This is a genomic window from Ruficoccus sp. ZRK36, from assembly GCF_019603315.1.
Taxonomy (GTDB): Bacteria; Verrucomicrobiota; Verrucomicrobiia; order Opitutales; family Cerasicoccaceae; genus Ruficoccus.
In genome coordinates this window covers 1,656,029-1,669,511 of record NZ_CP080649.1, presented here as the reverse complement: position 1 = coordinate 1,669,511, position 13,483 = coordinate 1,656,029, and the positions used below count along the sequence as shown (strand labels likewise).

Sequence of the window (13,483 nt, the reverse complement as noted above, 5' to 3'; positions counted from 1 at the left end):
ATCACACCCAAAACCATGAACGGAAAGCCAGTTCTCTACACATCCTCCCCCAAGATACTGCGCAAAAACCCGCACTACCAGGCGAAGCAATTGTGCGACGGTTTTTCCTTCAGTGCGGGCAGCACCTGCGCCTTTTCCTGCGCATACTGCCTCACGCCCGAACTGTTAAAAAAGTGCTCGCCGCTTTCTCCTCTCAGCCCGTTTACACTGGGCGGTTCCGTTATCCGCCGCAGACACGCGGCCGACATCCTGCATCGACAGCTTTACGACGGGCGCACCTATGCCGCCAAGTACAGCGACCCGAACGATCGGCGGGTCGTGCTGGGCTCGCCCCAAGTCGATGTCGGCGCCAACGAAGAACTCTCCCATGAGACCATTGAAATCTGCCGCAGTATTCTAAAAGCCACTCACTGGCAGATCCGTTTGCTCAGCCGGGGAAATCTGCTTCCCATGATCGCCGAGGCATTAAAAGAGCATAAAGAGCGGATGATCTACGGCGTCTCACTGAGCACGCTCGATGAGTCGCTCGCTGCCGCGCTCGAAGCGGGCACACCGACTCCCGCCCAACGCATTGCCTCGCTTCATCAACTCCAAAACGAGGGCTACCGCACCTGCGTCGTGGTCGGGCCGATCTTGCCACAGAAGGAGTATCGGAAATTTGCCCGCGACATCTTCCAGGCCATCCGCCCCATGCGTTGTGAGCACGTCTGGACAGAATTCATCAGCCGGCACCAAAGTTCCGTCCGCACGACCGCCAAGGCCTTGCTGCAAGCAGGCTACACCACTTTGGCCTACCAACTACCGGACGCCATGGATGGCTACCGCCGCGAAGGCCATGCCCGGCAAGCCTACCTCGCATTAGTGAAAAAGATCGCACCCCACAAGCTGCGCTTCCTCCACCACTGCCAGGGCAATAGCTACCAGTGGTGGAGGCCCTATGAAAACAAAGGGGTCATTTTGGAATAAGCCCCAAGCGGCGTTGCCCCTCCGCGAAAGCGGAAAGGGGGGCAACGTCATGCTCTACATATTCTGGGGCTATAGCTCATACCCATAGAAATATATAGGTGCTTTATTTTTTAATTCACCTTTCACACACACTACACACACCTACGTTAGTATGATGTTATTTTAGCTTTTATGCCCCTTAAGTCGTGGGATGCGGAAAACAGCATCAGCAACAACCTTAGGCTCAAAATGAGTATAGCCAGAGTTTATATATTTAGAGGCATGCCCAACCACACGCATACGGATCTCCTGACTGACCCCAGCATTAGCCATCACTGAATTACATGTTGCCCTTAGGCTATGAAATGACCGCTGGTTGTACAACCTACCACTAACAGGATTTCGAATCGGCATGGAATTAACATTGGCTGCCTCCATAATCTTGATAAACTGCTTTGAAAGCCACGAGCGGTCCCGATGCTTATCAGTATCACGCATTGAGGGCGTCAGAAAACCTTTCATTCCTCTGTTCATGCCAGCCAAGATATCCTGCATATCAGGATGAACCGGAACGATAACTTCTTTAAGCTGACCCCGGCCTTTTGTCTTTTCTGGCACATATTTAAGTACGTTATTATTCAGATCAAATTCATGCCAAAACCGGTTTGAGCAGTCCCCAAGACGCATCCCAGTGTAATAGCCTAACGCAATAACAACCATCCAATCTTGTGGATCCGTTCCCAAACTCAAGTCGACTCTCTCCAAAGTATCCAACATTGCATATATTTCTTTCGGCTGGAAGGGCAAGTGAGGCATACTGTCCGAGTTCTCAAAATTGACAGCAGCAATCGGATCAAAGGAAAGTGAACCATAACGCATTGAACGGGTGAATGCTGGTTTTAGGTTCTTTAGGTCATTCAATATCGTCTTGGGGGCTCTCCCCTGCTTAGACCTATAGGCGATAAACGATTCAATATCCTGCGGAGAGAGCGACTCGATCGGTGCCAGGGCCTTATCCCCTATCGCCTCAAAAAGGCGCTCAACAACCCCCGAATAGCGAGCCATTGTGCTCTGTTTTTTACCTTGATTGGCCTTGAATTCTATATACTCCTCAAAAAATTCCCGAACAGAGACCTCGGAAACACGGTCCTTGGAAGCAATAGATGCTAACTCAAAGGCTGTTTTTCTGATCGCGGCCTCATTCCGGGCCAATCCCCGTGCCAAATCCTCGAATTCATTAGCTATCTCTAAAGCACGCTTACGATTTTGCCCGCGATCCGTAACGCTTCCTCCGTGGACAATCTTTGTCGAACGAGTCAGGCTCCTTCCATTCTTATCGCGGAAGGTCGCTATCCAATATTTGGACTTTTTCATGCGACGTATTGAAGCCATACACATACCATCTATCCAATTAGATTTGATAGTCAAGGTTACCACAAAGTTACCACACTAAATAGCTGTCAGCATGCACATATCCGTCTAATAAAAACGTAAGATGTTGATTTACAACAAATAAAATTCTCAAAATAATCTCAATAAAGGAAAAATCGAATCGCGGGTTCGAGTCCCGTCCATCCCGCCACTTTTTGAAAAACCCGCAGCAATCACTGCGGGTTTTTTCGTGGAAATCTGTAATCTCTGGATCGGCCAATCATCCAACCAAAACCAATGGCCCACAGGTCGACTCAAGCTCTCGCAGCCCTCAATTCGAGCGCTGAAGCAGTCCGTCGCCGATCTTCTCCACCAAAACAGCAAACGCGTCCGTCGAAACCTCAGGAATCACAGCAAGGCTGACCGCCGAAAGGCAGAAATTAGAGGTGCGGTACTTGAACGAAACCTCTGAAGGGCAGACGATCCTTACAACACTGACTCACGACCAGAACAAGGACGCGGCAGCAGCGGTCTTGGTCGAGTTACCCGATGTGAGCCACGGTGATTCGTTAGCCAGTAGGGTTGATATAGGTGCTTGAGGGAGTCAACGCCGGGCCGAGCCTTGGGTTGATGGTTGTACGGTTGGGATTTCTTTCTACGCGAAAAGCCTGGGTGTGTTGCAGGCGTATGGTCGAGGTGAGTTTTATATAAAGTAGAATGCTTGTTGATCCGTTCGGGTCTAATCGCTGTATTAGTGCCGCCATGGACGGATTAATATGCCGCAAGGCCATGTCCATTAGATATTTAAGAATAAAACATGGAAGTATGAAAAAAATATCTAGTATTATACTAGCTTGCCTAGGGTTGTCCTTGGCTACGTTTGGCAGCAGTGCTACCCCATTTGAGGATGGCGATCGTATCGCATTTATTGGAGCGAGTATCACTCATGCCGGTACGTACCATTGGCAGCTGCAAACCTTTTATGCCACTCGCTACCCCTATAAGGACATCGTCTCGCGCAATTTTGGCGTTGCAGGTGATTCAGCATCTGGAGTCCTTAAGCGTTTTGATTGGGACATTAAGCCATTCAACCCCAACCGAGCCACGGTCAACATAGGCCTGAATGACATTGGTTATTGGCTATACGAAGACAATGGTAGCGTCGAAGAAAATGAAAAAGAAAGGCGCATCGACTCACATTTGGAGAGTATGGATGGTTTAGTTAAAATGCTAACAGAGAATGGAGTACGTCCAACGCTGATCACACTTACGCCCGTCGATGAAACTGGCACACAGGCACGAGCGCGAATGGTTGGCGTAAACGAGGCAATCAAGAGCTTCTCGCCAAAGATCAAGGCCATTGCGGACAAGTACGATGCTGAGTTTATCGACATAACAGGCGAGATGGAGCGAATCAATATTGAGGAGCAAAAGGACCATCCTGACTTTACGTTGATCGGGCCGGATCGCGTACACCCAAGGGCTGTGGGGCACCTTGTCATGGCCTATCTCATTCTCAAGGCACAGGGCGTCAGCCCGATTGTGTCGACAGTCAATATTGATGCCACCCAGCCAAGTATAATGAAAGAAGAGAACTGTGATGTCACGCAGTGCTCGAAGACTGATGATGGCATTTCGTTTACCTGTTTGGCTAAAGCGCTCCCCTTTCCAGTTAGTCGCGACGCACAATATGCTTTGGAACTGGTTCCGTTCACAGAAGACCTGAATCAGGAGGTGCTGACGGTCTCAGGACTTAAGAAAGGTGATTACGAGCTGTCCATTGATGGGGAGCCTGTGCTTTACGGCAGTGCGGACATATTTGCTGCCGGTGTCAATTTAGCTGTAAATGAAAAGACTCCTCAATACAGGCAGGCAGTTGCAGTTAAAAATGCCGTTTACGCTTATGCTGACCTTACTAAGCAACTGCGTAACATCGCTAAAGTTGAGCACGGATCGCTCTTTGACAATCTTACTGATCCTACGATAGATGACCGAATCAAGTGCTTAGAAAATGAAATATCCAGACTTGAAGATACCGACAGCGCATACCGTAACTATTACATTAATCTTTATAAAGATTATATCAAAATAAAGCCCAAGCAGGGTGACATGCTAAAAGAGATACAGCCTCTTTTTGATCGCATTTATTCCCTCAACAAGCCTGTTGCGCATACTTACACGATTAAGAGACTTTCACCCGAGAGTTAAGAGATAACCGTTGATGCCTGTGGTTCCCTGAGTTGGAGCCATATTATAGCAAAGGCACTAGGAAATGCTCGGTGAGCTGAAGTCCAAGCAGCCAGGAGCCCCAGTGCCGGTAAACGTTTTTAAATCGTTAGATGGCTCTGGTGTTATTGGGGTTTCGGGACCAAAAGAGTTTTTCCAGACTGGGATAGGCCTTGGATCGTAATTTCCATCGGATCTTCGGGCGGACCAAATTGATGGTTCTGCACCAGTGAGATCACTGTATTGGCCGCAGCCGCGCCGATCTTGTGCTTCTTGGAAAAGATACCTGCCCAATCCAGGCAATCGTCATCCAGCGATAAATGAACAACGCCGATATCTTCAGGGACCCGATAGCCTTCTTTACCGAGCCACTCAATGAGTCGGCTATCCTCTCCCACAATTACATCGGGGCGATACTTTTTTAGCCAATCGGGGAATTTCTCACCGACAACGCGAGTATAGTCATGTTCTCCCCCAATGATGTGCTCGTAATCATGCTCCAAGGGTGGAACGATTTCTTCCTTGGGCAGCGTAGAATGAAAGTAACCGACGGCTGCCTGCTGGAGATGACGGGAGCGCCTATTTGCCTGAGCCTGTAGTAGGACACCGATACGCCTATAGCCGACCCGGTGCAGGAGTCTCAGGCTCAGCATCATGTTATAATAAATATCCTGCACTACGCAATGTAGACGAGGTGTAGCGAGTGACTTCCCAAAGGTTACGGCGGCATAACGATCCCAGTTCAAATCCAGGCTCGTCATGAAGACGGAATTGGGAGGGGCCACGATGATCCCCTGAATGCCGCGGTTGAAAAGTATCTGAGAAAGGCGTCTCGTGGACATGCCTACGTCCTTGAGTCGAAACTCTTGTAGCTGATACCCAAGTTGTTCGCACTGTTCTTTGGCACCATTCAGGTAAGGGCTAAGACAAGGTCGGCTGCGCCAGAGGCCTTCCTCCTCGTTTTGATCGATCCAGGCAATCGGAACATATTCGCGCTTCTTGGACTCCCTGACTTTCTCCATGCGGTGCGCCATTCTTGCGTCAGGGATGTAGCCAAGCTCATTTGCAATCTTGGCAATCTTTCTGCGAACTTCCAGGCGGATTGCAGGGTGATTTCGCAATGCCATGGATACGGTCATGCGGGAGACGTTTGCCGCCTTGGCGATGTCTCCGAGGCTAACCGGTTTGCCGGATTTTTCTTTCATGACGTCTTTTTTTTGAGGCATCAGGGGTAGAATAGCAACTAAACAGGCCTCAAAATTGTATGTAAAATAGGATGTGCCTTTTTAAATCAAAGATTAGTGGCCATTTTTAGAATACATAAACAACCGATGATGAAACAGAGTGTTGAACTAGAAGAGCAAATCCAAGTTTCCATAGCTTGGGAGAACAAGTTCGTCCGTATCGGAATTGAGCTGGAGCCTGTATTTGCGATCACTGAGCTGGTGGACAAACGTAGCGGTAAAAATGTCCTGTATTCCACAGGGGGGACGCTGGTGGCCGACGATGTCAATCTACCCGATCCGGTCTACCAAGGCTACGAATCTGTTTCGCAGACCGAGTATCGGATCCGCTACCAGATCGGGGATATTACACTGATGCGGCACCTGTTTTTCTACCGCGAGGCCCCGGCGCTGCGCTGGTATGATACGCTAACTACTGAGTCCCCGAAGGCGGCGATGTATTACTCTGACCTGGCAGCGCTAGCGTTTGCTGACCCAGCTAGGAATGCTAAGATCGTCAACTACTTCAATTGTACCGATCAGAGCAACCGTCGCCTGATTGAGTCTGAGGCGACCATAGGCAAACATCAGGGGGCGTTCTTTGTAAGTGATGACATATTCGTCTACAAGGAAGGTCCGATGCCTGATTGCCAGCCGATCAAGGGCGAGTATGACTTCATCGTCAACGAAGACACCTCTGCCATACGCATGGTGGGGTTGGGCTTTGACAATTTGCGCCCCGACGAGGTTCGCCGAGCGAATGGTGTAGTCGTCGGGCTGTCGTCTGATTGGGGACTAAAGCGCTATCAACGGGAACGCTACGCCGACTTTCCCGCAAGTGCGTATACCGAGGTGTTATCCAATTCGTGGCCGGACCTGACTCTTGGCGTCGACGAAGCGGCGATCGACCGTGAGCTCACCTGTGCCGCAGAGTCTGGCGTGAACGTCGTCTTCATCGACGATGGTTGGTTTTCCCTCTTCATGGGCGAGATTGATGAGGTTAAGTTCCCTAATCGCTTCACCGTATTGGCTCAGAAAGCGAAGCGGTTGGGGATCGAACTCGGGCTCTGGTGCAATCCGCTGGGCCTCGATATTCGCCACCCCAAGATGGTGCAGTGGGACGGCGCAGAATGCCACGACACGATGCTTGAAAATAATCCCTGGAATTGGCTCGCGCGCACGGACGACTTCAAGTGCACAGAGTTAAACGGAGAGATCGGCGATGGGCGCGGCTATAGTCCAATTGAATTGATGAAGCCGGATTGCTTCGCGTTTATGAAGGACAAGCTGATTTCTTTTTACACAGAATTTGGTATCCGGCACTTCAAATTCGACCTCTACCAATTAACCGCGTTCAACACGATGCTCGGTGATGCAAACCTGCATTACGAGATGTACCGCCAATTGATGGAAGAGCTCAAGGCAGCAATCCCTGGGCTGGTGGTATCGATGGATGTCACCCGCCGCAACAGGCCCAACCTGGACTTCGCACTGGACTACGGGCGTCTCTTTTTGGAAAACCGTGGACGCGATATCCCAGATCATCGCTATTACCATCCCCATATGGCTCTGGGGAACCTCTGGCAGGCGCTCAAGTATGCGCCAGTGCGCCAGTGCGAGCTGGAGATGATGCCGCAAATCGACGACTATCCCCTCAATTACATTCTTGGCACCACCCTCTTTGCCACGCCGCTTTACTGGGGATTGATTGAGAATACCTCCCACGAGAAACGTAGTCGGATGAAAGCTTTCTTTCAAAAGATGGCCCCCATCCGAGAAAAACTCGCAGATTACTTGACCAACGCAGTGGGTGACTTGCCTGAGGAAGGTTCCTGGAGCGGCATTATCTCGATCGCTCCCGATGAATCAGAAGGGTACCTGGCCGTCTATCGCAATGGCGCCGACGATGCGAGCTACGACTTTTCTCTTCCTTTTGGAACGACGGTTGAACCGGTCTATAGCCCGGTCGAAACCACATTCATCGACAACAAGATTACCGTAACCTTGTCTGAGCCTTATGCGTTTGCGTTGGTCCGGTTTCAGTGATGCAAGGCTTGATTTTGATCTACAAGAATGAGACCTAGCTAGACAGCAAAGATACCTAAAACTCATGCATGCAGGCTATTGCCAGGTGAAGGCAGCAGAGTTTTTCCGTCCTACCAGCAACCACGGACAAAAGTCTCCATCGGAACCTCTGGAATCCCAAAAGAGTGAGTTTGGATTTGGTGGATGAGGATATTGGCCGCCATCGCCCCTATTTGTCTCTTGCGGGAATAGATACCTGCCCAGTCCAGACAGTCATTGTCAACAGCCAGATGAACGACACCGACTTCGTCAGGCACACTGAAGCCCGCTTCCTGCACCCAGTCAACCAGTTGGTGAGCCAGACCGACGACCTCTGGCCGGTATTTTTTCATCCACTTGATGAAGCCCTCCTCAGCCACTCCCCTATTCCTGTGTAGCAGAGGTGGGACGCGCTCTGAGCGCTTCAGCTGGGATTGATAAAGCAAGGCCCCCGCCTCGATGGTGTGGTAGGATCTCACCGCTAGCTGATTCGGATAGACGATGCCAATTCGCTTGTATCCGGCTCGCGAAATCACCTTTAGTGCAAGCATGAGATTGTAGTATAAATCCGATACAGCCCGATTCAAGAGGGGAACCTCCAGCCCGCGTTCAAAAGATACGCAGGCGAATCGATCCCATTGAAAGCGCAGATAAGTCAGGCAGTGTTGACTTGAGGGAGCCGCGATCACGCCCTGAATTCCTCTGCTATAAAGTATCTGCGACATGCGCCGCACGCTCATACCAGGCTCACGCAGCCAGAAGTTCTGGAGCTGATAGCCCATCTTTTCGCATAACTCACTGGCACCATCGAGGTAAGGGTTAATAGCGTCCAGGGTGTTCCATTTACCGTAATCCTCATTCATATCCAGCCAGGCAATGGGCATAAGTGAGCGATGCTTACTAGCCCGAACCTTTACCATATGTTCGGTGATGCGGGCATCTGGCTTATATTTTAGCGCCTTGGCGATTTTGTGGACTCTGTCTTTTGTCTCTGTACTGATTCGTGTGCTGTTTCTGAGCGCAAGCGAAACCGTCATACGCGAGACACCGGCCGCCTCAGCAATCTTAGCTAAACTCACAACATCAGGGTCCTTAGGCATAAGCTGGTTGTTTATGTAAAATTGCCAACTCACTGCGTCAAGGCGAAGGTCGGCCAATAGATCGACATCACAGTTTACATAAACCATCCCAACTGAGTAAAGGCCTAGGCTCCCCCCCAGCCAGTGCTGGAAGCTTCGATAAAAACCTGTCCCCATGCGACTTCCTATGAGCGTCGAGGCCCACAGATTTTCATCCAGCACTGCGGGGCGGCACAGGCAGCAGATCAATCATCATCCTCGATGTCCACTCCCCGCCCCTTGAAAGCTGCCTTGTCGGCCAGTGAAACGTGGCCCTCAACCATACCGTTGTCGAGTGGATCATCGACACGTGCAGCCAGGTCACGGAAGAGGCGGCGAATATCGACGACACCACCGATCAAGAACCAGACGGTGGAGATAACCCCAAGGATGGCCGTCACCCAGAGACTTGTGATGAAGAAGTAAGTACTCCACCACTGCAGGGGCCAGGGAGAGATCAGGTTCCAGATTAACACAGCGCAAAAGCACAATCCGAATTTGTAAATAATGGCGTAGCTGAAGACAGACCAAGCAATGATCTTGTCCCCGAGCGTGTATTCCGGAGTTATGCCAATTATCTTCTGAAAGGCACTGCGCAGACTCCATTTGAAGGGCGCCTTATACTCGCCTGCTACATCATATACGCCTCGGTGTAGCAGACGATCGAGATTAAAGGGCTTCCTCTGGGTCAGAGCCGAGCCAATGACATAGGCAGCGATACCGCTGACCATAGCCATAAAGTACAGCTCATAGGAGTTGATCGGAAACTTAACGGGGTTCATCTGCCAGACGATATACGGGTTCAGCGGATGCGAAACCTTTTCCAGGAAATGTCCAATGGGCACCACCCAGCCGTGGGCATCGAGCCAGGGGTAAACCGTCTCAGCCCAGTTGCGCTGCAGGATCAGCCCTGCCAGTGAGAGTCCCGACCCAAAGATAATTGATCCGTACGCGCCCACAGAGTTACCAAAGCGGCTGTACAACCCGAAAATCATAACGGGACCCGCCCCCCCCATCCATAGCCCTGTCATGATGACCGTGAACATCATGATGTAATCGAGCTGGACGAAGAAAATCGATATGGTAAAGAAAATCAGGCTCACGCCGAGGCTGACCAGCCGCACTACCCACAGATGTTGCCTGGGAGAAAAAGGGGTCTTGCGAAAGGGAAGAATCATATCCTGCACAATGGTCACGGCGGAATTGAACACACGCGAGTCGTCGGTCGAGATCAGTAGCATGATCATCAATAGACAGAACAAGCCCATCATACCCACCGGCAGAATATTCTTCAGGGCTACAGGAAGCATCATCTGATGGTAAAGGGTACGAAACTTCTGAAACGCCAGATTACCTTCTGGCGTATTGTCCAATGTATCGCGAGCGGTTTGCAGGTAGGCCGTGTCTATGTTGTTATCGCGTGAAAGCGGCTCATCTACACCGATCACATGTGTCTGCATCGGGATATCGGCCAGGCTGGTGGTCAGTTGCTCACGCATCCAGGGGTCGACGACGGCTTCCTGTGCGACTTTTTCACTCAGATCCTGGCGAATGCTATGTGATTGCTCAGAAAATTTTTGATGAGCCATCAACGCAATGATCATCACCGCGACCAATATCATCATGAGTGATGCATAAAGCGAACGCCACTTGGCCAGGACGCCCGCCATCTTCTGCTCGTGAGGGGTACGTCCACTGCCATTGGTATCATTACCGATCCAACTCCCATAGTTGAGGACGTTGCCCATGGTCGTCACGAGCAGGGCGAAGATGTTGAAATCTCTCAGCTTTTCGATGTCAAAGGGATTGATAAAGCTTTCGCCGCTTACCCGGTCCATCATCACTGGCCCGATGGTATCGCTCCAGCCAAAGTGTAGAAAAACATAACCGGCGATGATAACGAAAATCGGGTAGCTCATCAGTCCCTGAAAGGCATCGGAAATCAACAGCGATATACGACCACCCGGCCAGATCACGAGGATACACAGACACAATGACAGCGCCACGACCACCCCGAAGGTCGGTAAGTTTATCCCGAGTATCTCCACGCGGTGCGGCAACCCCAGAAAGTAGATGAAGAAGTTGGCAGCCACCGCCGGGCCGATGGCGTTAGTCATAATCTCTGAAAGCGTACGTATCGTCGCCGCAACGATGCGAAACGAGCGGCAGTAGCGCATCTCCAGAAACTGGCCAAGGGAAAGCGAACGGGTTTCACGAAACCGATAAATACAGAACCCTGTCAGTCCCATGATGATGACCACTGGAATGGTCAGGTACTCCCAAAAGGTCAGTGCATAGCCGACCTGGTATTTAGACTCCACCAGCGCAACAAGTGTGATCACGCTCAACCCAGCGGTCAGATCCCCCGCCGAAATCACATAGCGGCCAGCAACTCGCCCTGCGGCCAGAAAATCAACGACGCCACGCACATACTTTCGACTGTACACCGCCATGAACAAGACCACGGAGACCGGCACAATCACAATCATCCAATCGATTAAAGACATATAGCAAAAAACAAAGTAACCATTAAATGCGTAGCAAAAACTTACCCCTTCCCTGCCGCTCCCGGCTGACCGACCCTACCGACTCGGGGCTTAAGTGCTGCAGGCCGATCTGTTCAGCCCGCAGCACTCAGCCCTTTTCGAGATGGGCCCACGAACAACGCTTGTACGCGGCATGGCACAGCCCCGCACGTCGTTCTCATCAAAGCGATGTCCGGGGCCAAAAGCCGGTATAGGACGTCTAATCTATCTGGCGGATAACCCGCTAGCGTCGTGCCTGAAGAGCCTTCCGACGCTTGAACAGAATGAAGCTAAGCGCCCCCAGGGCCAGCACGAGTCCGGTGGACGAGGATTCAGGAACGCTAGCAGTAATTTCCATCACACCGATATAGAAGACCTTCTGGGGATCTGCGTTACTGGCATCGGGCACCGCAGTGAGTGTAATGATGCCGCCTTCGGTGGGCGTGATGCCGGATATAGTAATGGTGTTATTGACGTTCTCTGTCGGATTTAGAGAGCCAGAGCCGGTGTTAGAGCCTGTGATGGTATACAGGGCGCTACGGTTCGTCGACAGCCCAGTGCGTGAAGCATAAATGGTAAAGCTATACGTCTTGTCGGTATCGAGGTTACTGAACTCAAATTCTATTTTGGCATCGCCGCTGGTGGAGTCGTAGTAGGTATCGGCCGTAGCTGTACTCGGGTAAAGCGTGGACGATTCCGAACCACTGGAAGTTGCGGCGATGGCGGCATTTGTCATTGTCAGCTTGATACCCGTGGGCGTACCGGAAGTATCCACCATATTCGCAACGAGTTCTGTATCATCCGCAAAGGTAATGTTTGGGACGTTGTTCCAGGTTTGCGGCTGGCCGGACGTGGCATTCCACCAATACCCGACATCGAGGAGTACAGTTTGGGCCGGGAGTAATGGGGCAGCGATAGTAGCAATAAGAAGCGCGATGCTTTTTTTTGTGATAGGGAACATATTCTTAATATAGTAGAATTAGATTAATATTGTGATGCCAGCGGACCGGGACTCATACCCGATACCGCCTGATCATAGAATTGTTTGGTATTACAATAGTCTGCGATATAAAAAGCATTTTATGCCCCCATGGATGCAGAACAAGATTTCGCAGGTTTTACATAAAACGTAAGCCAGGCAACACGGCTCATGCCTATATGAGCGGGCGCGAAATGATTTATGTAAAATACCCTTCCTATTGTCGGCGCCGGCGCTAACAATAAACTACGCTTATCCACCATTTGATAGCCACATGTTGATTACCCGCCCCCTGAAAGGTTTTTCCCTCGTTGAGTTGCTCGTATCGATTGCGGTCATTACCATCCTAGCTGCGATTCTTATAGCCAGCACACGAGCGATCCGAACCCACTCGCATAAGACCGTATCATTGTCTAACCTACGCTCCTTGCAGCTGGCCAATATGACCTACGCGAATGAGCACGGCGGCAAGTATGTGCCTAATGTCTCCCGCACTGAGACAGGGTACCGGCCATGGTACAACAATCGCGAATTCTTCGCTGCCCTGGGCATGGACAGTGAAAACATTGGTTACTATGATGTTTTCAAAAACATGCTGGACCCGCTCGCCAGCTCATCGGAGATAAATCGCCCCGACTACATATACCGGAGCTATGGTTATAACACCAATGGCCTAAGCATTAACTGGAACGATTTTTCGCCCGATGGATATGGCTGGCGTGTATTCGACATCGATCATCCTGCCCGTACGATGGCGTTCGCGACTGCCAGTGACTGGATCGTGGGATATGGGGGACGTTTTCGGTTTTTCGATGACCCTAATACCAGCAGCAACGGTGCTATATCGTATCGCTACCCGACGGACATGGCCTTACTCGTTTACTTTGACGGCCACACAGGTATCATCACACGGGAAGACATTGAAAAGATCGATACCATTGGGGCTAATAACAACATATTCTGGAACCCTCAGGGCACTTACTTGGAGCACTTTTAGACCTCTCCAGGCAAACGATCAGGCAGCTAGAATGG

9 protein-coding genes are annotated in these 13,483 nt (G+C 50.8%); 4 read left to right on the top strand and 5 right to left on the bottom strand.

Annotated elements, in window-relative coordinates; genetic code table 11:
• Positions 1–15 precede the first annotated feature (15 nt).
• Entirely contained in the window at positions 16–966 is a 951-nt protein-coding gene (locus K0V07_RS07330) for a hypothetical protein (protein ID WP_220623887.1), read from the top strand.
• Between the two features lie 162 nt (positions 967–1,128).
• Here the strand turns inward: K0V07_RS07330 and K0V07_RS07325 are convergent, their stop codons facing one another.
• Positions 1,129–2,319, bottom strand: a complete 1,191-nt coding sequence (locus tag K0V07_RS07325) for a site-specific integrase (RefSeq protein ID WP_220623886.1) — start codon at positions 2,317–2,319, stop codon at positions 1,129–1,131.
• A gap of 822 nt (positions 2,320–3,141) precedes the next feature.
• On the opposite strand from K0V07_RS07325, the gene K0V07_RS07320 reads away from it, so the two are divergent.
• Positions 3,142–4,524, top strand: coding sequence for an SGNH/GDSL hydrolase family protein (locus K0V07_RS07320; RefSeq protein WP_220623885.1), 1,383 nt, complete (start codon positions 3,142–3,144; stop codon positions 4,522–4,524).
• 143 nt (positions 4,525–4,667) lie between these two features.
• On the opposite strand, the gene K0V07_RS07315 is transcribed toward K0V07_RS07320, so the two are convergent.
• Positions 4,668–5,768: a LacI family DNA-binding transcriptional regulator gene (locus K0V07_RS07315; RefSeq protein ID WP_220623884.1), complete on the bottom strand. Its 1,101-nt coding sequence runs from the start codon at positions 5,766–5,768 to the stop codon at positions 4,668–4,670.
• 105 nt (positions 5,769–5,873) lie between these two features.
• On the opposite strand from K0V07_RS07315, the gene K0V07_RS07310 reads away from it, so the two are divergent.
• Positions 5,874–7,811, top strand: a complete 1,938-nt coding sequence (locus tag K0V07_RS07310) for an alpha-galactosidase (protein ID WP_220623883.1) — start codon at positions 5,874–5,876, stop codon at positions 7,809–7,811.
• 110 nt (positions 7,812–7,921) lie between these two features.
• Here the strand turns inward: K0V07_RS07310 and K0V07_RS07305 are convergent, their stop codons facing one another.
• The 3 genes from K0V07_RS07305 to K0V07_RS07295 all read right to left on the bottom strand — a co-directional run bounded on the left by K0V07_RS07305 (position 7,922) and on the right by K0V07_RS07295 (position 12,433).
• Entirely contained in the window at positions 7,922–8,929 is a 1,008-nt protein-coding gene (locus K0V07_RS07305; RefSeq protein ID WP_220623882.1) for a LacI family DNA-binding transcriptional regulator, read from the bottom strand.
• A gap of 224 nt (positions 8,930–9,153) precedes the next feature.
• Complete coding sequence (locus K0V07_RS07300; protein ID WP_220623881.1) at positions 9,154–11,454, bottom strand: hypothetical protein; 2,301 nt, start codon at positions 11,452–11,454, stop codon at positions 9,154–9,156.
• 262 nt (positions 11,455–11,716) lie between these two features.
• Positions 11,717–12,433: a PEP-CTERM sorting domain-containing protein gene (locus K0V07_RS07295; protein WP_220623880.1), complete on the bottom strand. Its 717-nt coding sequence runs from the start codon at positions 12,431–12,433 to the stop codon at positions 11,717–11,719.
• 292 nt (positions 12,434–12,725) lie between these two features.
• Here K0V07_RS07295 and K0V07_RS07290 point away from each other — a divergent pair, with 292 nt between their 5' ends.
• Positions 12,726–13,448 carry a prepilin-type N-terminal cleavage/methylation domain-containing protein gene (locus tag K0V07_RS07290; protein WP_220623879.1) on the top strand — a complete coding sequence of 241 codons (723 nt, stop codon included), beginning with the start codon at positions 12,726–12,728 and terminating at the stop codon, positions 13,446–13,448.
• Positions 13,449–13,483: the final 35 nt, after the last annotated feature.

Excerpts from the sequence above, each read along its gene's own strand:
- K0V07_RS07330 (WP_220623887.1), top strand. The coding sequence starts at position 16 with ATGAACGGAAAGCCAGTTCTCTACACATCCTCCCCCAAGATACTGCGC.
- K0V07_RS07325 (WP_220623886.1), bottom strand. The coding sequence starts at position 2,319 with ATGAAAAAGTCCAAATATTGGATAGCGACCTTCCGCGATAAGAATGGA.
- K0V07_RS07320 (WP_220623885.1), top strand. The coding sequence starts at position 3,142 with ATGAAAAAAATATCTAGTATTATACTAGCTTGCCTAGGGTTGTCCTTG.
- K0V07_RS07315 (WP_220623884.1), bottom strand. The coding sequence starts at position 5,768 with ATGCCTCAAAAAAAAGACGTCATGAAAGAAAAATCCGGCAAACCGGTT.
- K0V07_RS07310 (WP_220623883.1), top strand. The coding sequence starts at position 5,874 with ATGATGAAACAGAGTGTTGAACTAGAAGAGCAAATCCAAGTTTCCATA.
- K0V07_RS07305 (WP_220623882.1), bottom strand. The coding sequence starts at position 8,929 with ATGCCTAAGGACCCTGATGTTGTGAGTTTAGCTAAGATTGCTGAGGCG.
- K0V07_RS07300 (WP_220623881.1), bottom strand. The coding sequence starts at position 11,454 with ATGTCTTTAATCGATTGGATGATTGTGATTGTGCCGGTCTCCGTGGTC.
- K0V07_RS07295 (WP_220623880.1), bottom strand. The coding sequence starts at position 12,433 with ATGTTCCCTATCACAAAAAAAAGCATCGCGCTTCTTATTGCTACTATC.
- K0V07_RS07290 (WP_220623879.1), top strand. The coding sequence starts at position 12,726 with ATGTTGATTACCCGCCCCCTGAAAGGTTTTTCCCTCGTTGAGTTGCTC.